At 51.2% G+C, this 20,286-nt stretch carries 17 protein-coding genes; 6 read left to right on the top strand and 11 right to left on the bottom strand.

From position 1 onward, the window contains the following. Window positions 1-155 precede the first annotated feature (155 nt). The 5 genes from C1A11_RS13150 to C1A11_RS13130 all read left to right on the top strand — a co-directional run bounded on the left by C1A11_RS13150 (window position 156) and on the right by C1A11_RS13130 (window position 6,181). Window positions 156-854, top strand: coding sequence for a response regulator transcription factor (locus tag C1A11_RS13150; RefSeq protein WP_102050900.1), 699 nt, complete (start codon window positions 156-158; stop codon window positions 852-854). Beyond that, entirely contained in the window at window positions 838-2,442 is a 1,605-nt protein-coding gene (locus C1A11_RS13145) for a sensor histidine kinase (RefSeq protein ID WP_102050899.1), read from the top strand. The genes C1A11_RS13150 and C1A11_RS13145 overlap by 17 nt, the downstream gene beginning before the upstream one ends. Before the next feature lie 160 nt (window positions 2,443-2,602). Then, the gene (locus tag C1A11_RS13140) at window positions 2,603-4,174 is read left to right on the top strand and encodes an efflux RND transporter periplasmic adaptor subunit (protein WP_102050898.1); all 1,572 of its coding nucleotides are present in this window, start codon (window positions 2,603-2,605) and stop codon (window positions 4,172-4,174) included. Next, window positions 4,174-4,899 (top strand): ABC transporter ATP-binding protein, encoded by a 726-nt coding sequence (locus C1A11_RS13135; RefSeq protein ID WP_102050897.1) that lies wholly within the window; start codon window positions 4,174-4,176, stop codon window positions 4,897-4,899. The genes C1A11_RS13140 and C1A11_RS13135 overlap by 1 nt, the downstream gene beginning before the upstream one ends. Further along, entirely contained in the window at window positions 4,886-6,181 is a 1,296-nt protein-coding gene (locus tag C1A11_RS13130) for an ABC transporter permease (protein WP_102050896.1), read from the top strand. Before C1A11_RS13135 ends, C1A11_RS13130 begins: the two co-directional genes overlap by 14 nt. Window positions 6,182-6,553: 372 nt before the next feature. On the opposite strand, the gene C1A11_RS13120 is transcribed toward C1A11_RS13130, so the two are convergent. After that, window positions 6,554-7,411 (bottom strand): NAD(P)/FAD-dependent oxidoreductase, encoded by an 858-nt coding sequence (locus C1A11_RS13120; RefSeq protein WP_102050894.1) that lies wholly within the window; start codon window positions 7,409-7,411, stop codon window positions 6,554-6,556. A gap of 269 nt (window positions 7,412-7,680) precedes the next feature. Further along, entirely contained in the window at window positions 7,681-8,958 is a 1,278-nt protein-coding gene (locus C1A11_RS13115) for an L-cysteine desulfidase family protein (protein WP_102050893.1), read from the bottom strand. Window positions 8,959-9,182: 224 nt separating this feature from the next. Here C1A11_RS13115 and C1A11_RS13110 point away from each other — a divergent pair, with 224 nt between their 5' ends. Beyond that, window positions 9,183-10,100, top strand: coding sequence for a LysR family transcriptional regulator (locus tag C1A11_RS13110; protein WP_102050892.1), 918 nt, complete (start codon window positions 9,183-9,185; stop codon window positions 10,098-10,100). 123 nt (window positions 10,101-10,223) lie between these two features. Here the strand turns inward: C1A11_RS13110 and C1A11_RS13105 are convergent, their stop codons facing one another. From C1A11_RS13105 to C1A11_RS13890, 9 genes are all read right to left on the bottom strand, one after another. Then, window positions 10,224-11,408 (bottom strand): M24 family metallopeptidase, encoded by a 1,185-nt coding sequence (locus C1A11_RS13105; RefSeq protein WP_102050891.1) that lies wholly within the window; start codon window positions 11,406-11,408, stop codon window positions 10,224-10,226. Continuing rightward, complete coding sequence (locus C1A11_RS13100) at window positions 11,405-12,484, bottom strand: C45 family autoproteolytic acyltransferase/hydrolase (protein ID WP_102050890.1); 1,080 nt, start codon at window positions 12,482-12,484, stop codon at window positions 11,405-11,407. The genes C1A11_RS13105 and C1A11_RS13100 overlap by 4 nt, the downstream gene beginning before the upstream one ends. A gap of 74 nt (window positions 12,485-12,558) precedes the next feature. After that, complete coding sequence (locus tag C1A11_RS13095; RefSeq protein ID WP_102050889.1) at window positions 12,559-14,100, bottom strand: AbgT family transporter; 1,542 nt, start codon at window positions 14,098-14,100, stop codon at window positions 12,559-12,561. A gap of 444 nt (window positions 14,101-14,544) precedes the next feature. Further along, window positions 14,545-16,284: an FAD-binding oxidoreductase gene (locus C1A11_RS13090; RefSeq protein WP_102050888.1), complete on the bottom strand. Its 1,740-nt coding sequence runs from the start codon at window positions 16,282-16,284 to the stop codon at window positions 14,545-14,547. A gap of 47 nt (window positions 16,285-16,331) precedes the next feature. Beyond that, entirely contained in the window at window positions 16,332-16,685 is a 354-nt protein-coding gene (locus C1A11_RS13085) for a DUF1667 domain-containing protein (protein ID WP_102050887.1), read from the bottom strand. A 58-nt stretch (window positions 16,686-16,743) separates the two neighbouring features. Continuing rightward, complete coding sequence (locus C1A11_RS13080) at window positions 16,744-18,006, bottom strand: NAD(P)/FAD-dependent oxidoreductase (protein WP_102050886.1); 1,263 nt, start codon at window positions 18,004-18,006, stop codon at window positions 16,744-16,746. Between the two features lie 14 nt (window positions 18,007-18,020). Next, window positions 18,021-19,739 (bottom strand): NAD(P)/FAD-dependent oxidoreductase, encoded by a 1,719-nt coding sequence (locus C1A11_RS13075; RefSeq protein WP_102050885.1) that lies wholly within the window; start codon window positions 19,737-19,739, stop codon window positions 18,021-18,023. A gap of 187 nt (window positions 19,740-19,926) precedes the next feature. Next, window positions 19,927-20,145 carry an acyl carrier protein gene (locus C1A11_RS13070; RefSeq protein WP_102050884.1) on the bottom strand — a complete coding sequence of 73 codons (219 nt, stop codon included), beginning with the start codon at window positions 20,143-20,145 and terminating at the stop codon, window positions 19,927-19,929. Beyond that, window positions 20,126-20,278, bottom strand: coding sequence for a hypothetical protein (locus C1A11_RS13890; RefSeq protein WP_180950367.1), 153 nt, complete (start codon window positions 20,276-20,278; stop codon window positions 20,126-20,128). The genes C1A11_RS13070 and C1A11_RS13890 overlap by 20 nt, the downstream gene beginning before the upstream one ends. Between the last annotated feature and the right edge of the window lie 8 nt (window positions 20,279-20,286).

The raw sequence follows: 20,286 nt of genomic DNA, 5'->3' as shown, positions 1-20,286 counted from the left end.
TGGTGCTTTTGTTATCTCGCATTTCTTAAGGAAAATTAAGGTTGCCTAAAGGTCACTTTAAGAGCAGTATTTTATACTTTTTTCAACATCGACGCTTGCCGCATGCAAATTTCGTCGTATAATAAAATCATTAAACCCACAGGGAGGGCCGCACTGTGAATTATAAAATTTTAGTAGCCGAAGACGATGAGGATATCGTAGAGCTGCTGACCCTCTATCTCTCAAACGAGGGGTACGAGATACTCTCTGCCAACAATGGCGAAGATGCGTTGCGCATTGCCAAAGAAACCAAAGTCGACCTTGCCGTGCTGGATATTATGATGCCGAAGATGAACGGCTACGAGCTAACCAAAAAACTGCGAGAGGTTAGTAACCTGCCTATTCTGATTCTTTCTGCAAAAAATCAGGACAGCGATAAAATTTTAGGCCTTGGGCTAGGCGCTGATGACTATCTCACCAAGCCTTTTAACCCGCTGGAGATTATTGCACGCGTAAAAGCGGCACTGCGCCGTTTTTACGATTTAGGCGCAGATGCTGCCACAAGCTCTGACCGGCTTTGTGTAGGCGATTTGGTGCTGGATACTTCAACCTGCACCCTTTGGAAAAACGATACTGAAATTTCGCTTACTCCTACCGAATACAAAATTTTGGCACTTTTGATGAAATCGCCAGGGCGCATTTTCACCAAAGTACAAATTTACGAAAGCATTAACGGCGAATACTTTGAAAATGACGATAACACCATGATGGTGCATATTTCTAAGCTGCGCGATAAGCTGGAGGAGGATCCCAGAAGTCCGCGGTATATTAAAACCGTAAGGGGGCTTGGGTATAAAATTGAAAGCAAAGATTAAAAATCGCCGCCCCCATGTACACACGTTTTTCAGCTTACTGGTGCGCAATTTTCTGATTTTCACACTGGTGTTGGTGCTGGCTGCCGTGGCATTGTTTTCTTTTAATTCCTGGCAGTTTTCTTCCTTAGTGCTTCACTCTGAACCAGAAGATATTTTAAAGTACGAAAAACACCTGATTGCTGGGGAATACGGCCGTCTGCCGGTAAAAAAACTGTTTGGCTCACGCAGCTCTATCGAGGTGCTGGACGCAAACGGCGTTTTGCTTTACTCCAGCGGAGTTGCAACCCATTCTGCTTACACACCGGGTGAGCTTGCCTGCATCCCGCTCGACTCCCGCTACGTCTACCGCGAAGTGCTGAAATACGATCTAGACCAAAAACATGCTCAAACCGTTGTGGCAGATTACCGCTACACCGCAGATGGTTTCCAATCCGGCAGATTGCTTGTAGTCGACGATACTTACAAAGTTGTCATTGGCGAATCCCCTACCGGAAACACGCAGCTGACCAAAAGCGAATATGAACTGCTGACTCACTCTTTGCCCGACGGGCGAACCGTTCAGCAGATGCCTTTCCACAACGCCAAGGGCGAACCCCTTACACTGCTATTCTACCTCGGCTATGCGTCTGATGCAGAGTTCACGCGGGCTGCCCGGTTGCAAGACCTTGCTGTTTACAGTTTTCTTGCCCTCTACGTCATTCTCGTTGCTATTTTTATTTTATGGATGAACCAAAAGGTGAAACGCCCCATGCAGCAACTTAACCATGCCATTGTCGCATTTGACCGCGGCGGGGCCCAGCCCGAGCCCCTCAACACCGGCCCGGCCGAGCTGGTGCAGATTAATGAGAGTTTTTGCGAACTTTCGCACCGCCTTACCGAAAGCGAAGCCCAGCGATGTAAGCTGGAAGCGGGCCGCCAAAAGATGCTGGCGGACATTTCTCACGATTTAAAAACACCGATTACCGTGATTCAAGGGTATTCCAAAGCCATCTGCGACGGGCTGATTCCGGAAGATAAAAAAGAGCAGTATCTCATGACCATCTACCATAAGTCGACCTTATTGAATGACTTAATTAATACATTTTATGAGTACAGCAAGCTCGACCATCCGGATTTCCGCGTCGACCTTGAACGCTGCGACCTTTGCGAATATGCGCGCGAATACCTTGCTGCCAAATACAGCGAAATTGACCTTGCAGGCTTCTCTCTCGAAATTGAGATTCCCGATGAACCTGTTTATTGCAATATCGACCGCATGGCGCTGCACCGGGTATTTGAAAATTTGATTGTCAACAGCATCAAGCATAATCCCAAAGGTACTACAATTTACTTTTCCATCTCGCCGCTGGCAAAGCATGTTATTGTTACTGTAGCAGACAACGGCGTGGGCATTCCCGAAGAGATTGCAAATGCTCTGTTTGACCCCTTTGTGGTAGGCGATGATTCGCGCAATAACCGTCAGGGCTCTGGCCTTGGGCTGGCTATCAGCAAAAAGGTAGCACAGGCGCATGGCGGCAGCATTTGCCTTGTTTCCAAGCCGCATTTGCCTTATATTACACAATTTGACCTCACACTTCCATTAGCATAAAAAATCCCCCGGCTATCATAGCCGGGGGATTTTTTTGGTTTTCTTTTCCTTAAGAAACCTTAAGGCTGGGTAAAGGCAGGGTTAAGAGTAACATTTTAAAATGGCAAATGTAGAAAGTGAACAAACGCAGCAACTGCGATAGAATACGGAGGAGCATTTTATGAAACTAAATCGGCTAAAAGGCATTTTCAAAAACAAAAAGCGTGTCATTGCACTGGCACTGGTGGTCGTTATCGGTGCTAGTGGGGCGGCAATATGGGCAGGCCGCAGCAAGGCTGCTTCCGCTTCCAGCGAGTCGCTTGATTTCGCCCGTACCGTTTTTTTGGAAAAAGGCGATTTGAACAATTCGGTCAACGTCAGCGGCACCGTAGAAAGTGCAGAGGTTTCTTCAGTAGCAACTACCCTTACCGCAAAAGTAACCGCTCTAAACGTTAAGGTGGGCGATATCGTAAAAAAAGGCGATATTATCTGCACCCTTTCCAGCGACAGCATCGAAAAAGAAATTGCCGAAAAGAAAAAGATGCTTGCCGAGGATAAAACCAAGCTGCAAGAGGCTTATGACAAATCACGCCGCGCAGTGGATGATGCAAAAGCAGCCAAACAGCGTGAGCTGACCAACCAAGATAGCCTCGTGGCCACTGCAAAGCAAGCGCTGAGCAATGCCGAAGCAAACCTTGCCGCTTATTCCGATACTTATAAAAATACAAAAAGCAACTATGATTTGATGACCAGCGCGATTTCTTCCGCGCAGTCCGCAGCAGATTCTGCCGAGGCTGCAAAGCAGGCTGCTTACGATGCGTGGATTGCAGGCGGCGGAGCTACTTCTGGAGATTTGTATAACGCTTACACTGCCGCACAGGCAAACGCGACCGCAAAACAGACCGAACTTGCCAATGCAAAAACCCTTTACAGCTATGATACTTACAGCGCAGCTTACACCGCTGCCGTGCAAGAAAACGATGCACGCCTTGCCGCAAAAAATAAGGCACAGGAAGAGCTGAACGCTGCGAATGCTAACCGCACCCGGACGATGAATGACATCGACACCAACATTGCCAGCCTTACGGATACGATGATTTCTGCACTGAATGCAGTCAAAAAAGGCAGCTCTAGCACCGAGCTGGATGACCTGAACAAAAAATTGAGCGAAACCATTCTCAAAGCAGAAACTTCCGGCAAAATTACGGATTTGAAAGTTACCCTCGGCAGCAACGCCAACGGCACCGTTGCAACCATTCAGTCCACCGAAAAGCTGGTCATTGCGGTTCGTATCGCAGAATATGACGTCAGCAAAGTGAAAGTCGGCATGAAAGCCAGCATCCAGAGCGACGCTTCCCCCGACAAAATCATGGGCACCCTCACCCGCATTTCTCCGACCGCCGGCACCGGCGATGCCGCTGGTTTTTCTGCTGACATCACGGTAGACCACCCTGAAGGGCTGTTCATCGGCACCAAAGCAAAAGCGGAGATTATCATTGACAGCAAACCCGGCGTACTGAGCGTGCCGCTGGACGCAATTAAAACAGATGATGCGGGCAAAACCTTTTTGCGCGCAAAACAGCCGGACGGCAGCTTTAAAGATATGCCCGTAACCACCGGCATCAAAAATGATTATTCTATCGAAGTGTCCGGCACCGGCATCGAAGAAGGACTTGAGGTGCTTGCAGATGCCTCTTGGAGCGACCTTGCCGAATCGGTCAATTCCAATGTCAACCGAATGGAGCAGATGTAATGCAGCAGTACGACCAGACGCCGCTCATTCAAATGCGCGGCATTATCAAAACCTATAATGTAGGGTGCGAAAATGAGTTGGAAATTCTGCATGGTATCGATCTCGACGTCTACCGCGGCGAATTCGTTGCCATCGTGGGCGAATCCGGCTCCGGCAAATCAACCTTGATGAATATTATCGGCGTGCTCGACCAGCCGACCAATGGTTCTTATTTTTTGGACGGTGTCGACGTGCGCAAAGCTGGGCGCGACGAAATGAGCGATGTACGCAATACCAAGATCGGCTTTATTTTTCAAAACTTCAACCTCATTGGCCGCACCACTGCAAAAAAGAATGTAGAGTTGCCGATGCTGTATGCCGGTGCTTCGCGCAAACTGCGTGAAGAGCGCGCGGCAGAACTGCTGGAAATGGTGGGCATGGGCCAGCGCAGCGGCCACCAGCCCAGCGAGCTTTCCGGCGGTCAAAAACAGCGTGTTGCCATTGCCCGCAGCCTGGTCAATGACCCCGCTATTTTGCTGGCGGACGAACCGACTGGCGCGCTGGACAGCAACACCAGCCGTACGGTAATGGATATCTTCCACAAGCTGCACCGCGAGCAAGGCAAAACCATCGTACTTATCACCCACAGCCGCGAGCTTGCTGCGGAATGCCCCCGCATTATCACTTTAAAGGACGGCAACATTATAGACGACCATAGACAGGAGGGCCACTATGTCAGTGTTTGAAAATGTGCGCCTTGCGCTCTCCAGCCTTATGGCAAATAAGCTTCGTGCGCTTTTAACGATGCTCGGTATCATCATCGGCATCGGCTCGGTTATCACTATCGTAACCATTGGTGACTCGCTTACCGGCTCACTGAATGCAGAAATGTCCGGCTTTGGCGCACGAAATGTAACCGTGAACATTGAGCAAAAGGATATGCCGATGTTCACCGACGATATGGCCAGCGACGACAGCTCTTTTGATTACAGCTATGAGTATGTCGAACCTACTTCAAAAGACTTTTTGACCGACGAGATGATTGCGTCTTACCGCAAAACTTTTTCTTCGGTGATTGAAGCAATTTCGGTTACCGAAAACATCGGCAGCGCCAAGCTGACCAATGGTCGGTACAAAGCGAATGTAACCCTTGTGGGGACCAACGCTGACAATGCCGTGCTTGAAAAAATACAGATGCTTTCTGGCCGTTATGTAACCGATGCAGATTCTCGCACCGGGCGCGCTGTCGGCGTAGTCAGCGACCTTTTTGTAAAGCGATATTTTGGCGGCAAGGTAACCCCGCAGCAGGCACTCGGTAAAAGCTTTGCAGCAGATGTAGGCGGCAAAAACCTGCGCCTTTACATCTGCGGTGTTTACCAGTATAAGCAGCCGGACGGCAAGCCGGGCAATGCCGATACCGAAACCAATGTCTACCTGCCCATCGGCACGGCAAAGCAATCGATGCAGTCGCCCGCAGGTTACCGCACCTTAACGGTGCGCCCGAAACAAGATACCGACAGCGCAAAGTTTTTGCGCGATACGGGAACCTATTTTTCCAGCTTTTACACCCGCAACCCCAAATTCACCGCCACCGCAAGCAGCATGGAAAGCATGCTTAAATCTATGAACAAGATGCTTGGCAATGTAAAGCTTGGCATCAGCGCGGTGGCCGCCATCTCTCTTCTGGTGGGCGGCATCGGCGTCATGAATATCATGATGGTGTCGGTAACCGAGCGTACCCGCGAGATTGGTGTACGTATGGCTCTTGGTGCAAAAGGCCGGGTAATACGGTTTCAGTTTATCGTAGAGGCAATGATTATCTGCCTCATCGGCGGTATTATTGGTGTGGTGCTCGGCGTTTCACTGGGCAGCATCGGCGCGACGCTGATGAAATTCCCCGCCAAACCTTCTATCCCTGCAATTCTTATCGCAGTCGCATTTTCTATGGGCATCGGCGTTTTCTTTGGCTACTACCCTGCCAATAATGCTTCTAAGCTGGACCCCATTGAAGCACTGCGTTATGAATAAATGATGTTCGCAGCCTTTCCCCAGGCTGTTAACATAGGCGGAACCGCTTTGGCTGCTTGATTCTTCGCTGTGCAGTTTGCATTGTTCAAGCCATGCCAGGCCTGCCTTGCCGCAACAGGGCAGCAATCCGCTTTGCGGCGGGCGCGAACGTTGTGCCGCAACCTTCGTTCGCTTCTTTCTCGGCGCTCCTACCGGGACATTCTCCTCTTAACTTTTTCGTTATTCTTCCCGCCGCACAAAAAAGCACCGCCCTTTTGGGGCGGTGCTTTTTTGCATCGCTGCAGACACCGGATTTGCTAAGTTGTTTCTGCCACAAAATAAAGGGCTGCGCAAAACCTCTTCTGCGCAGCCCTTATTTTATTTCACTATCATTTATTGCTTGCGCAGATATTTCATCAGCTCTGTGCCTGCTTTTGCACCTTCATACACCGCTTTTGCAATTTGCAACAGGCCGCCGGTGCAGTCACCTGCTGCGTACAGACCAGGCAGCGCGGTAGCGCAATTTTCGTCTACCACAATGCGGCTGCCTTCGGTTTCGGCACCGATTTTACGTGCCAGCTCTGCACTGCCTGCCACGCCGTAAGCAACAAAAACGCCATCTGCCGAAAGTCGGGTGTCATCCTCAAACAGCACACCACTGACACGCTCGTCGCCTTCGATTTTTGCAATTTTGGCTGTATTGGCCTTAACCTCGGGCGGGAAGTTAGCCTCTGGTTCAGCCCCGTCGGTCAAAATTGTCACAGAGCCCGCAACCGGCAGCAAAGCTGTCGCTTCATGCAGGGCATATTCGCCATTGCCCAGCACCGCAACCTCTTTGCCGCGATAGAAAAACGCATCACAGACAGCGCAATGGCTTACGCCGTGGCCTTCCAGCTCGGCAATACCCGCAATGCGCGGTGTTTTGCGCGGCGAACCTGTAGCGATAATCACACCGTCTGCATGATAGGTGCCTGTTGTGGTCTGCACCACATAATCTTCTTCGTAAGAGAGGCCTACGACCTCGGTTTCGATGAACTCGGCCCCCAGCCGCTTGGCCTGTGCAATTCCGGCTGCTTGCAGCGCAGGCCCCGTCACGGGCTCTGCAAAACCATAGTAGTTTTCAATTTTTTCTGTTTTTTCCAGCGCGCCGCTGCCTTTGCTGAGAATTGTAGTCTGCATGCCTGCGCGCACGGTGTAAAGCGCCGCAGAAATACCGGCTGGGCCGGAACCAAGTATAATGACTTTTGCCATAATGCACTCTCCTGTTGTCTGTTGTTCCGATAATTCCACCCCGGTTGAGATAAGCAACACGAAAAACCTTTGTACTGTGTCCGGCTTTCGGCATTTCCGCCTTATTGCTGCAAATCCAAACCTGTGGGAATTTTTTACAGTATACCATGTTTTTCAGCCGCTCGCCGTGATGCGCTCACATAAGTTTTGCGCAGCGCACTTTTTAGTGGCTCACTGCAAAAACATACCCTCCTGCCGGGCGGTGTGATAATGGCGAAGAAGTAGCTGCTTTACTTATCCAGCATGATATTTAGTATCTCCACATCGGTAGAGCGCATACCCTCGCGCCCCATCCGGCCGATGCTTTTAATGGTTTCTTCTACGTTGTCTTTTACCAACCCTTCGCCCGGCTGAAAAACATTGCCGCGCTGGCTCATCTGCATGGCCATCAGCGAGGTATCTACCGCCGCTGCAATTTTTGCGGCGCAGGATGCTTTTGCCCCGTCGCAAACCATGCCGCCAATTGTGCCGACCGTATTTGTGATGGTATCATCAATTTCTTCCCGGCTGCCGCCCATTAGCCAGCATATAGCTGCTGCGCTGCCGGTAGCGGCGCTAACTGCCCCGCAGTATGCTGAAAGACTGCCGATATACTTTTTCTGGTGCAGCGAGATAAGGTTGCTCACTGCCAATGCACGCAGCAGCTCTTCGTGACTTTTGCCGTATGCCTTGGCATACTCTACAACCGGCATCGTTACGGTAATGCCCTGGTTGCCGCTGCCGGAATTGATAACGACCGGCATCGGGCAGCCGCTCATGCGGGCGTCTGAGCCGGCTGCGGCGGCAGCTTTTGCACGCACCCGCGGATCGTTCGTGTCATAATCCGCCAGCAAGGTACTGCCGACGTTTGCCCCCCAACTATGGGCAAGCCCCTCCTGCGAAATGGCAGCATTACATTCAATCTGTTTTTCGAGCACATCGCGGATATCCTCTATGTTTAACGTTTTCCCAAATTCCAGAATATCTCCGATGTTCAGCAGCTCTTTGTCCGGCAGGGGGACGTGCTGTGCGTCGTTGGCACCGCCTTTTTCAAAAACCACCTTGCCGTTTTTGGTAATGCGGGTGATGTTGCTGTGGTAATTGACAATTTCGACCTCGGCCGTTTCTTGACCTGCAACCGCGCTGATTAAGATATAAAGGTTGGCAACGCCCTCCACAAGGTCGCAGTCACAAAAATCGTCCTGCAGCAGCTCACGCACTGCTTGCTGGTGCTCCGGGGTAATGGATTCCAGCACGGCCAGCTGCCTTGCTGCATCGCCGCCCACTACGCCAAGCGTAGCTGCCACAGCAATACCCCGCTGCCCGCCGGAGTTTGGCACCGTAACGCCCTTGACATTTTTGATAATATTGCCGCTGCAAGCAACACGGATATGCTGTGGCATCTGCCCGAGCACCTCGCGTACTTTAGCGCCTGCATAGGCAATCGCGATGGGTTCTGTACAGCCCAGTGCCACGACCAGCTCATTTTTCAAAATATCGACATAGGTGTCATAGACATATTGATTCATAAGTAGCTCCTCATTTCTTTTCCATGCTTTGCTGTGCCATTCGCAGTTCTCCACGGGTGCCAGTTGAATTGGAAGGGTTCTTTTAATATAATAATAGTGTATTAAATGTCGAATGTCACGAACAAAAACGGAGGTTTTGCAAAAACGCTCTGGGTTTCTTTGTGTTTTTGAATTTTGCTTTACCGCATGCGCGCTTGCTTGCCATACGGTAGGAAGGATATGAGATGAATTTTTTGAATCTCAAATATTTTGTGCTGGCTGCAGAAGAGCTTAATTTCACCCGTGCCGCCAAACGGCTTTATGTTTCCCAGCAATCGCTCAGCAACCATATCACCAAGCTGGAAGAGCACTTTGGCACCAAGCTTTTTGACAGAACCCCACCCATGACACTTACCCCCGCCGGGCAAAGCTTTTATAAAAATGCCTTGTCCCTGCTAGACCTGGAAAAGCAAACCGAACAGGAACTGGAAGACATTAAAAACTTTTGCAGCGGTGATCTGACCATCGGCGTACCCTCTGCGCGAGGTGCCGTTATGCTTCCGTTGCTGTTGCCTGCATTTCACGCACTGTTTCCGCAGGTGCGCATCCATTTGCTGGACGGCACTTCTTCTGAAATTGACGAAGCGCTGCGCCGCGGCGAGGTGGACCTCACCATCGGTTTTAACCCACGAGACCCGCAAATCTGTTCGGAAATGCTGAGAGAAGAGCGCATGGTCGTGGCCGTGCCAAACGAAATTTTGAAAGAGTTTTTCCCCGGCCGTCGGCGGGAGCTGCTGATACCCGGCAAGCCCGTATCGCTCTCGCTGTTTAGCGATTGCCCTTTTATTGCACTTCGCCGCAGCACCTGGGCTGGCAGAATCTTTTTCAACTGCTGCGAGCATGAGGAATTTGCTCCTCGCATTGTGGTGGAAACCGGCCAGGTGGAAACACTTGTTTCGCTCGGATTGTCCGGGCTGGGCGCCATCGTCTGCCCCCAGCTGTTTTTAGATGCCACACATCGTGATCTTTCCGGGGTTACAATTTTTCCGCTTGATTACGAAGAAGCCTGCCAAGCCATCACGGTAAACTATTTAAAAAACAAGTACCAAACCAAAGCAGCCAAAGAGTTTATTCTGCTTTCTAAAGAGCTGCTGCGCAGATAAATACGTTGGCAGCGAAGTTTAAAACTCTATTTCATACGCCTTACATAAACAAGCGACCCGCCGTTTCAACCAGTGAAAGGCGGGTCGCTTGTTTATGTGATGTGGAGAGAATAAAACAGAAGATTATTTTACGATGACAATTTCACCGTTTTCGTATTTTGTAAGTAGCTCATACCCGTTTTCGGTAACCAGAACGGTGTCAGAGTGACGCACACCGCCCCAGTCTTTGGTCATCAAACCGGGCTCAACGGTAAACACCATACCGGGTGCAAGCGCAATTTTGTTGCCCTTGGCAAGCGACGGGAATTCATGGGTGGAAAGCCCCATGCCGTGACCGCAGCGCCCCGGCAGAATAGAGCTGAAACCAGCGTCCTCAAAGGCACTCATCGCTGTGGTATACAGCGCCTCAAACGTCGTACCCGGGCGCAAAATTTCAAACACATTGCTGCGCGCTTTCAGCATAGAAGCATAAGCCCGACGGCGCAGCTCATCTACTTCGCCTACCATAACGGCACGCTCGTTTTCTACGGCATAGCCGCCGATGCGCGCCCAAGACATTGGCAGTACCAAATCGCCTGCAACAGGAGTATAAGCCTGCGGGCAGTCGCAGCCATAGGCAATGCGTTCATTGGCCATGCTCCAGACCACACAGGAGTCAATCTGGGCCGATTCGGAGCTGCCAAATCCGGCAACTTCATATTCCTGAAATTTGTTGTGCCACATTTTGCGCATGGCATACTGGCCCTCGGTACAGGCAAGCGCCTCATGTGCGCCGCCGCGCAGGGCCTCAATGGCTGTGCCCACGCCGCAGTCTACCAGTTCTGCTGCCCTGCGCATGCAATCAATTTCATATTCGTCTTTGACGATTTTCAGCATGGCAATGTCGTCCGTTACATCGGTAACCGAGGTAAGCGTCAGCAGCGATTGCAGCTTGCTTACCCAGCTGATGCTGGCATAGTTGCCCTCCAGCCCTAAGCGCAGCGGCTCACTGCCAAGCAGTACGCGCATCGCCTCAATGGGGTCCATCGCGAGGGCCACGTTTGCCCCCCATTTGCCGTACAGCTGCACGTTTTCGAGGCTGCCCTCTTTGCAGGCGTGGTCATTGCGGATGCAGTGAACCAGCAAGCAGTCCTCTTTTTTGAGGCTGACGATAACATAAGCGGGATGGCTGTTGATAATGGGATTGAAATTGCTGAAGTAAAAGACATTTTCAGGGCGTGCAATGATGACGGTATCGAGATTTTTCTCCACCATCTTTTTTTTGAGATTTTGAATTCGTTTTGCAACGAAGGAGTTTGGATTTATCATAGAGTTGCCTCTCCAATTTTGGATAAAGTAAGATGTTCGCAGGGGTTGCCCAACGTGGTCCACATCTCGCCATCTTCCAGCACAACAAGGCTGGAAGAATCTGTTTCAGAGGGAACCAAAGCATTCGGGTGGCGGCAGATGGCATTCACCGGCTCATTTTGGTGATCCGACATAATCCGGAAAAGATCCTGAAAACGAAGCTTGCCAGAGCGCTCTGCCAGCATTTCTTCAATGCGGGCATACCGCATAAAGGTAGAAGGATATTCTGCAAACTTGGGGTTTAAGCCAATGTTTTCATCCAGCATATAGTGGTTGGTGCGGTACAATAAACCGCTGCCGTCATCATGGCGTACGGTCATGCCGTCGCGGGTTGTTTCAATCACCACAGCATCCTCCGCATCCACTGCAATGATGTTCAGTCCGTTCATGCGGGGGGAGTTTTTGAGATATTGCAGCACTTCCGCTACCGTGTTGCAGTTCATCAGCAACAGGTGGATATTCACAAAAATATGGCTGCGACCGATGTCCTCCAGCTCCACATGGGTGTACTGGGACCAAAAACCGGTGGTGGCAATCGCAAGGCCGCGATTGTTCATACCGTTTGCCGGGTAGGTGACGATACCGGCACCATTCACTTCGCTGACGACACGACCATCTTGATAATGATGCTCGATGACTGCCTGGTGCACCGTCATTTTCATGTCGCGGTTTTTAATCAGGTAAGTGCAGCCGTCGGCGGTTGCTTTGCCGCGTGCCAAAATCATGCTGCATTCCTGCACGAAATAGCGCTGCATGAAGTACGCAGGGATATTAATCATCAGAATATCTGTGTAAGGAAGGCCGCTGCCATCTGCAATGCCAGCGATCTCTTCCATCAGTTCTGGATGAGCCTGCTGCAGAAAGTTTACGTTTTTCTGCATGAAAACTGCATATTCATCCATGTCGCAATGGTTGTTTGCAAGGTCGGCACGGATGTTTTCAATATTTTTCAGAATAGTCTCTCGCAGGGCCTGACCCTGCTGTACCCCCTGTTGATAGGGTGTACCGGAAACTACGATGACAGACGGCTTGCGCATAAGTCTTTCTTCCTTTCAGAGATATCGCGCGTCCGGCTACGGCCGAAATTATCGGCCGCAGCACGCGCTTAAAATTAGTTCAGGAACAGCGGTGCTCCCGGTCCAAACGGAATTTTGAGGAAGAACCAGATCAGCAGCTGTACAATCATAAAGCAGAAGAATGCGATGGTATAGGGCAGCATGTTGGCCATAAGGGTGCCAACACCGGCCTCTTTGTCATATTTTTTGGCAAGAGCCAACAGCATGCCGAAATAGGCAAAGGTCGGGCAAATGGGGTTGGTGATGGAATCGCCAATGCGGTAAGCCATCTGTGCCAGTGCGGGGTGATAACCGAGGAACATGAACATCGGCACAAAAACCGGAGAAAGAATTGCCCATTTGGTAGAAGCACCACCAATGATAAGGTTGATGAAAGCGCAAAGGATGACAAACAGCACAAGTACAACCCAAATCGGGAAACCGGAGGTCTGCAGTGCATCTGCGCCTTTGATTGCCAGAATAATGCCGATATTGGACCACTCGAAGTATTTGAGGAACTGTGCAATGAAGAAAATCAAAGCAATGTACGAGCCCATATCTGCCATGGATTTGCTGAGGGCAGCGGCAATATCTTTAAAGCCTTTGAAGTTGCCGGAAACTATGCCAAACACAGTGCCTGGGATGAAGAAGAGCAGCGCGATAAGCAGCGGAAGGCTCTTCATGAGAGGGGCTTTGGACGCAATGGCAGAGCCGGTTTCAGGGTCACACAACACACCGGTGATTACCAGCACTACGATGGCTGCCAGATAAATCCCTACAGAGAGCATTGCAGCCCGCAGGCCTTTTTTCTCTTCTGCGGTTGTTTCATGTGCTTCGTGCACAAGCCCGTCCTGCGATTTGTATTTGCCTAGTCGAGGCTCGATAATGCGGGTGGTAATCAGCACCGAAACGATGGTGAGCGTGATGACCGAGAAGGCAGAGAAGTAATAGTTGATGGCCGGGGAAAGTGCGATGCTCGGATCTACCAGCTGTGCTGCCGCTTCAGTAAAGCTCAGGTTCACAACGTCCATAGAAGTGACCAGCAGGTTAGAAGCGAACGCGCCAGATACCGAGGCGTAAGCGCACATCATACCAGCAATCGGGTTGCGGCCCATTGCCATAAACACCATTGCGCCGAGCGGAGGCATAACCACAAAGCCAGTGCCGCCTGCGGCGTCTGCCATAATGCAGGCAAAGGTGAAGATTACGATAAGTTTCAGGTCAGAACCTTTGGAGTTGTTGACCATGCCGTGCAGGCCGACCGAGAAAAGGCCGGAACGATCGCATACACCGACACCAAGCATACACACCAAAACCATGCCCAGTGCAGACATGCCGGTGAAGTTGCCCACTGCCGTGGTAATCATCTTTAAAAAGCCCTCTTTAGAAAAGAGGTTGAATACTGCGACCGTTTCGCCGGTAGCCGGGTTGACACCCGAAAAGCCAACGAGAGAAAGCACAAAGGAGAGGAGAATGGTACCGATGCTAAGATAAACGAACAGTAACATCGGGTCCGGAATTTTGTTACCTACCGTTTCCACACCGGAGAGGAAGCGCCCAAATAAACTCTTTTTTGGTTTTGCCGCTTGCGAATTCATGGCTTGTCCTTCTTTCTTAAAAAATTTCATGCTGCAAAAGCTTTTGCTTGTGGTGGCTCTTGTACCCTCACACCTTGCGAGCCTAAAGCACACCTGCTTTTGTTGATTCCACCACGCTTTATGGCATCGAGCTTAGTTCTCACTGTTTGTTGCGGCCGCGGTTCCACAACAAATACAGAAAGCCTAAGGTATACCATCACTATAAAAGATAGCTTCACAATCGTCCAACAAGTTATTTCAGTATCTTCACAAGTTTTTTATTGTGCTATCATTTATTTCGTTGAAATTTTTTAAAATTATTGTTATTTCGCATTAAGAAGACAGAATTACGCGTCATTTTATCCAACTTTACCCTTTATTTTTTCGTTATTTTCGTCAGCCAGCTTTGGCCCCTATCCAATCAAAAACCGCGCTGAGACGAGCTCAGCGCGGTTTCCTTTTTAGTTATTGAATATCTTCTCTCAAAAAGCGTTTTTCGCTTTCGGGCAGGTCCAGGCCCAGCGTACCGCCGGGATTCATGATATTATCCGGGTCAAAGTGCGTTTTCAGCGCGCGGAATACATCATATTCATTGCGGCCGATAAAGCCCTCCAGCCAGGGGCCGAACATTTTGCCGATGCCGTGATGATGGCTCATCGAAGCACCTGCTTTCTGAATCGCATCAAGAATGCCTGCGTGGTAAGCTTTGTATTCGGCAGGGTCGCTCATTTTTGCAATAAAGATAAAATAGAGGTTCGCCCCCTGCGGATAAACGTGCGACATATGGGTCATGCAGATGGTATGTGGGCGGCTCTTGCAGTAGGCGCGCACGTCGCGATGCACCTGTGCCATATTGCTCCAGTTCACGGTACATTCCATCGTATCGGTCACCAGGCCAAAATCCTGAATCGTGTCCCGTAAGTACGGGTCATCGAACCGGCCTTTTTCCCAGCTTTGGGTGACAACTCCAGTCAAGCTCATACCGCCGTACTGCTTCGCGATGCGTTTTGTTACTTTCGCACAGTTTTTCGAAAAACCAGCTTCACCGTTGGTAAAACCAAGGAACAAGCACATCTCGCCCTCTTTAAAGCCTTTCACCGCAAACAGCTTTGCCAGCGGGCTTTCATCCACACCATAAAGCCGCAGCATCAGCTGAGTTTCCTCAGGGTCTGAAAGGCGGAATACCGAGGGATGACCTGCTTCGCACTGCATAATCTCTCGTGCGGCAGCGCGGGCAGTTTCCCAATCACGGAACATAAATGAGAACCGCTCGATGGTTTCGGGCATATGGCGGAAGAATTTTAGCGTCACATGGGTCAGCACGCCAAATGCACCTTCGCTGCCCATCATAATCTGCCCAAGGTCCGGGCCGGTAGCCTTGCGCGGGTAGGTATCGGTTTTGATATTGCCGATGGGGGTAGCGTACTCCTGCCCAATCACAATATCGCTGATGCAGCCGTAGTAGGTGCTGTTTTGGCCTGCACCGCGTGTAACCACCCAACCGCCGACCGAGGAGTATTCAAAGCTCTGCGGAAAATGCCCGCAGGTATATGCACGCTTTGCGCCAAATAATTTTTGGGCATTGTTCAGCGTCTCTTCCAACTTCGGGCCGCTCATACCGGCTTCCACGGTGATGGTCTGGTCTACCTCGTTGAAAGATATAACTTTGTTGAAGCGCAGACGCATATCCAGCGAGATGCCGCCGCGCGTACATTCTACACCGCGCGTGACCGAAGAGCCACCGCCATAAACATAAACAGGAATTCTTTCTTTCGCGCAAAAAGCGACAACCTGTTCAATCTGCTCTTTGCTTTCGGGGTAAAGCACGGCATCGGGCACATTCTCCACGATTTTATTGCGCAGCCGCAAAATGTCGTACATCGTTTTACCATAAGCCACCGAAAGCCTTGCATAATCATCGGTGCGCAGGTAGTCATCGCCTACAATAGCGCGCAGTGCCGCAAGCTGTGCTTCGGTGAGCCGAATGGGGTGCTCGAATTTGACGTCGTCGAGTCCCAAATCTTCTTTGTAAGCGGCAAAATAAGTATCATCCAGCTCAAATGTTTCTTTGATCAGCTGGTAAAGATTCTCTTTCGGTGCTTTGATTCGGGCAGGATCGCCCCATTTGAAAATAGAGCGGTAAGAGTTTTTGCCAAACGGCTCGTTCAACCACTTGGGTTCAAAGCCTTTGTACGGATGCGACATATTGATTCCTTCCTCTCTTGTATGGTCATGGGCGGATATTTTTTCATTTATTCTGTAGCCGTTGCAGTAGCAATTACATCAATGCCGCTGCCAAGCAAATCCGGTAAAATTACATCCCCGGCTTTTACAGGGTGCTCTACCAGCACCTTTGCAAGCGCCGCTATCGCTTTTGGCACCAAGGCTTTGGGGATTTCACCATCGGTGCGCACCGGCAGCAGCGGCAGCGTCGTAAGTGTCGTGTGCACTGTGGTTGTCAGGCTGCGATGCGGATCGGTCAGCTCTGCCTTGCCAAACTGTGCCCCGCGCGGGCAGCTGTTGCCGGTTACAGTAATACCATCTGCTCCCTGGGCCACTTGCAAAGTGCACCCCATCGGGCAAACGATACAGGTCAGTTCCGTCATAAAACAGGTTCCTCCTTGCTTAAGCAGTCTGCGCTGCACACAGCCTGCTCAAAAAAATTCATTCTGTTTTGTCAGCTTCTTTTACCGTAAGCAAAAGCGCGCTGTTTTGGGCCAGCCCCGCACTGCTCAAGTCGACTGCAAGACGCTCCATTTCGGGCGGGCGCAGGTGGCGATACCGCTTTTCCAGAATTGTTTTTCCATTCACAGAAAGGGTCACCATTGCATTTTGCATCTCCCGGCTGACGCGGAAGAACAGCACTGTCTGCGTTTTTAGTGTTGCAAGGTCAATCTGCTGCGGCACCGCGTAAAGAAATTCGCCTTGGGTTGCAAGTGGGCAGAGGCTACGCTGCGCAGAGGCGGCAGCTGCCGCACGCCCCGCAATTTCACCGCTTTCGGTAACGTAATCCACCAGGTCGTTAACGTGCAAAGCATTGCCGCAGGCATAAATCCCCTCGGTCATCGTCTGGCCATTTTGGTCGCAGACGGGGCCTTTGGTGCGTTTATCCAGCGCTACCCCTAATGTTTCTGCAAGTTCGTTTTCAGGTATTAGTCCTACTGAAAGAATCAGCGCATCACAGTCGATTCGTTTTGCAGTACCAGGTTTGGGCTGCATGGCAGCGTCTACCTCTGCAATCTCAACTGCTTCCAGCCGTTCTTTACCGAACACCCGCGTTACGGTATGGCTGGTGGAAATCGGAATGTCGAAATCTTTTAAGCATTGCGAAATGTTGCGTGCAAGGCCACTGGGGGTAGGCTTTGCCTCATAAACGCCCAGTACCTCGGCACCCTCCAGCGTAAGTCGGCGCGCCATAATCAGGCCAATATCGCCGCTGCCCAAAATAACACATCGCTTGGTAGGCAGCTCGCCCAGAATATTGGTATAATACTGCGCGGCACCTGCGGTAAAAATACCGGCTGGCCGTGTACCATGTATGGCCACCTGGCGTGCGGTACGCTCTCGGCAGCCGGTGGCAAGCACCAATTTCTTAACCGTGATGGTGTGCATCCCCGCGCGGGAAACGAGGGTGAGCTTTACGCCATCGGGCGTTTGCTCTGCGTGTGTGGCGAAAGTAAGCAGCGCGGTTTCTACCTTGCTTTGTGCCAGCGCATCAATAAAATGCTGCGCATACTCCGGTCCTGCAAGCTTTTTGCCAAACCGCACCAGACCAAACCCATCATGAATGCACTGTTTGAGAATGCCGCCCAACCGACCTTCCCGCTCAATCAGCAGCACCGATGCCCCTGCGGCATCTGCCGCAAGCGCTGCTGCAAGCCCCGCCGGGCCGCCGCCAAGCACTGCGACATCGTAATTTTCTTTCATCTCAACCCTTCCTCTCAGAAGTTGCTTTGCCCTGTTTCGGCCTTGGTGGGTGCAAGCAAAAGCTCACTGCCCTCGCCGCTTTTGCAGACTTGCTCCAGTGGTTTGTGCAGTTCTTCCGCGATGATTTGGGTGACCAGTGGGCCGCAGAAGCCACCCTGACACCGGCCCATGCCTGGGCGTACGCGGCGCTTTACGCCATCTACGGTATCGCAGGGCACCGGGCGATGCAACGCTGCAATAATCTCTCCACGGCTGATTTCTTCACACCGGCAAACAATGACACCAAAATCCGGGTTTTGGTGAATCAGCGCATTGCGCTCTGCTTGCGGCAATGAGGAGAGGTGCGGCACAGCGGTGCGGTGCGGCTGAAACTTACTGTTTTTCTTGGTGGTGCCGACAAGTTCTGCCGCCATTTTTGCAACTGCCACCCCTATTGCAGGGGCCGCGGTAAGGCCGGGGGATTGAATACCCGCAGCATGCACAAGATTTTTGGTCGCCCGGCCGGGGCAGATGACGAAATCCTCTTCATACGTAGCGGCGCGCACACCGGTGAAATAAGTAATAATATCCGCTTCAGAAAGCTCTGGCAACGCGTTTTTTTGCTTTGCAAAAGTCGCGTGGACGCTTTCTGCATTGGTGGCGTAGTCCTCTTTTGCCGCGGTTTCGACTGCATCCGGCCCCACCAGCAGGTTGCCATCTACGGTGCGCACCAACCCGCCGCCTTTTGAGTGAGCACTTTTTGTGGCCGCCGTGCCTAGTAATGAAGCAATCGTCTGCACCCGAAACGCCGCCTTTTTATCCAGAATGGCGTTGGTGCCTTTGCGGGGATGAATCGAGAAGAACCGGTCGTTTGCCATCTGGGCAATTTCTTCACTGAAGACTCCGGCAGCGTTAACCACCACTTTGGGGCGGATGGTACCGCGGTTGGTTCGCACGGCGTAAATCTTCCCGTCTTGCACCTTCATACCGAGCACCGCAGTATCCAGAGAAAGTTTTACGCCGTTTTGCACGGCATTTTCTGCATAGGCAATGGTAAGCCCATAGGGGCAAACGATGCCCGCCGTAGGAAACTCCAGCCCACAGGCTACATCAGGCGCAAGGTGCGGCTCTTTTTTCAGCAAAGCATCCCGGCTAAGGTAGTTGCAGGGAATGCCCATGCGCCGCCAGTAATGCACTGACAGCGGCAACACTGCCCGCGCCCAAGCCTGCGTAATGCCGATAATCTGGCCGGTGCGGGCAAAGGGAACCTCCAGCTCACGGCAAATCTCCGGGTACATACGGTTACCTGCGAGGTTATATTTTTGTTTTACCTGCCACGGCTTTAAATCGATGCCGGGGTGAACCATACCGTCGTTGCGGCTGGAGGCCTGCATCCCGACATCATGCTCTTTTTCTACCAGCAGCACCGTTACGTCATAACGCGCTAATTCTCGCGCAATGGCACAGCCCACAACACCCGCACCGATAACCAGCACATCTGGTGCAGCACCCTCAAGCGCTTTGTCTTCCATGGTGGGCAGCTGCATTTTAGGGCGTTCGCAGCCGGTGGCTGCAATATCGTTTACCACCATGCGGCGACTCTTGGGGTCTGCACAAAGTCGACCTGCCGCTACCACAGAATCCCAATCCGGCAGATGGCCGGAAAGATAAAGGATGCCGTTTTGCTCTTTGGCGCTTACGGTATTGCCAAACTGCCCGCGCAGCAGTTCTGTTAGTTTCGCTGCACTTTGCATTTGGATATGCTCCCTTCTTCAGTCGGTCGCGTGACCGACTTGGATTAGTTCCATCATATCGCTTTCTCGCGTCTTCGTCAACCTCTGCCCAGCGATGTTTTTGTAAATTAATTTTGAACGGCTCGCGGAGCAAATAAAAAACGCCCACCGCTTTTGCGGATGAGCGTTAAAAATAAAAGATTTTCGATTATGTAAGGTCCAAATAGCAGGCAATCTCCCCTACGGTTTTCAGTTGTACCAGGTTGGCATCGCTCAGCACTTTGCCAAAGGCTTCTTCCAACTCAATTGCAATATTCATCATCTCAAACGAATCGAGGTCAAGGTCGTCTCTCAACCTCGCATTGGGAACGATTTGCTCTGCCGTAGGCCCATGTGCTGTAAAAATTTCAACCAAGCGCTCGTTCATACTGCTCTCCCTTTCCGCTTTTGCATTGCTGCACTGCGGCACTATTTTCTGCTTTATTGTAGCCAGTTTTGGCACCGCTGTCAAACTGCGCAGCAAAAAACGCACCGCCCCAAACAGAGCGGTGCGTTTTCACTGATTGCT

Source organism: Pygmaiobacter massiliensis (assembly GCF_900199435.1).
Classification (GTDB): domain Bacteria; phylum Bacillota; class Clostridia; order Oscillospirales; family Ruminococcaceae; genus Pygmaiobacter; species Pygmaiobacter massiliensis.
This window is presented reverse-complemented; position numbering and strand designations above follow the sequence as displayed.

What these genes read in the sequence shown, in the direction of transcription:
- C1A11_RS13140 (WP_102050898.1), top strand. Translation starts at nt 2,603, where the DNA reads ATGAAACTAAATCGGCTAAAAGGCATTTTCAAAAACAAAAAGCGTGTC.
- C1A11_RS13135 (WP_102050897.1), top strand. Translation starts at nt 4,174, where the DNA reads ATGCAGCAGTACGACCAGACGCCGCTCATTCAAATGCGCGGCATTATC.
- C1A11_RS13130 (WP_102050896.1), top strand. Translation starts at nt 4,886, where the DNA reads ATGTCAGTGTTTGAAAATGTGCGCCTTGCGCTCTCCAGCCTTATGGCA.
- C1A11_RS13120 (WP_102050894.1), bottom strand. Translation starts at nt 7,411, where the DNA reads ATGGCAAAAGTCATTATACTTGGTTCCGGCCCAGCCGGTATTTCTGCG.
- C1A11_RS13115 (WP_102050893.1), bottom strand. Translation starts at nt 8,958, where the DNA reads ATGAATCAATATGTCTATGACACCTATGTCGATATTTTGAAAAATGAG.
- C1A11_RS13110 (WP_102050892.1), top strand. Translation starts at nt 9,183, where the DNA reads ATGAATTTTTTGAATCTCAAATATTTTGTGCTGGCTGCAGAAGAGCTT.
- C1A11_RS13105 (WP_102050891.1), bottom strand. Translation starts at nt 11,408, where the DNA reads ATGATAAATCCAAACTCCTTCGTTGCAAAACGAATTCAAAATCTCAAA.
- C1A11_RS13100 (WP_102050890.1), bottom strand. Translation starts at nt 12,484, where the DNA reads ATGCGCAAGCCGTCTGTCATCGTAGTTTCCGGTACACCCTATCAACAG.
- C1A11_RS13095 (WP_102050889.1), bottom strand. Translation starts at nt 14,100, where the DNA reads ATGAATTCGCAAGCGGCAAAACCAAAAAAGAGTTTATTTGGGCGCTTC.
- C1A11_RS13090 (WP_102050888.1), bottom strand. Translation starts at nt 16,284, where the DNA reads ATGTCGCATCCGTACAAAGGCTTTGAACCCAAGTGGTTGAACGAGCCG.
- C1A11_RS13085 (WP_102050887.1), bottom strand. Translation starts at nt 16,685, where the DNA reads ATGACGGAACTGACCTGTATCGTTTGCCCGATGGGGTGCACTTTGCAA.
- C1A11_RS13080 (WP_102050886.1), bottom strand. Translation starts at nt 18,006, where the DNA reads ATGAAAGAAAATTACGATGTCGCAGTGCTTGGCGGCGGCCCGGCGGGG.
- C1A11_RS13075 (WP_102050885.1), bottom strand. Translation starts at nt 19,739, where the DNA reads ATGCAAAGTGCAGCGAAACTAACAGAACTGCTGCGCGGGCAGTTTGGC.
- C1A11_RS13070 (WP_102050884.1), bottom strand. Translation starts at nt 20,145, where the DNA reads ATGAACGAGCGCTTGGTTGAAATTTTTACAGCACATGGGCCTACGGCA.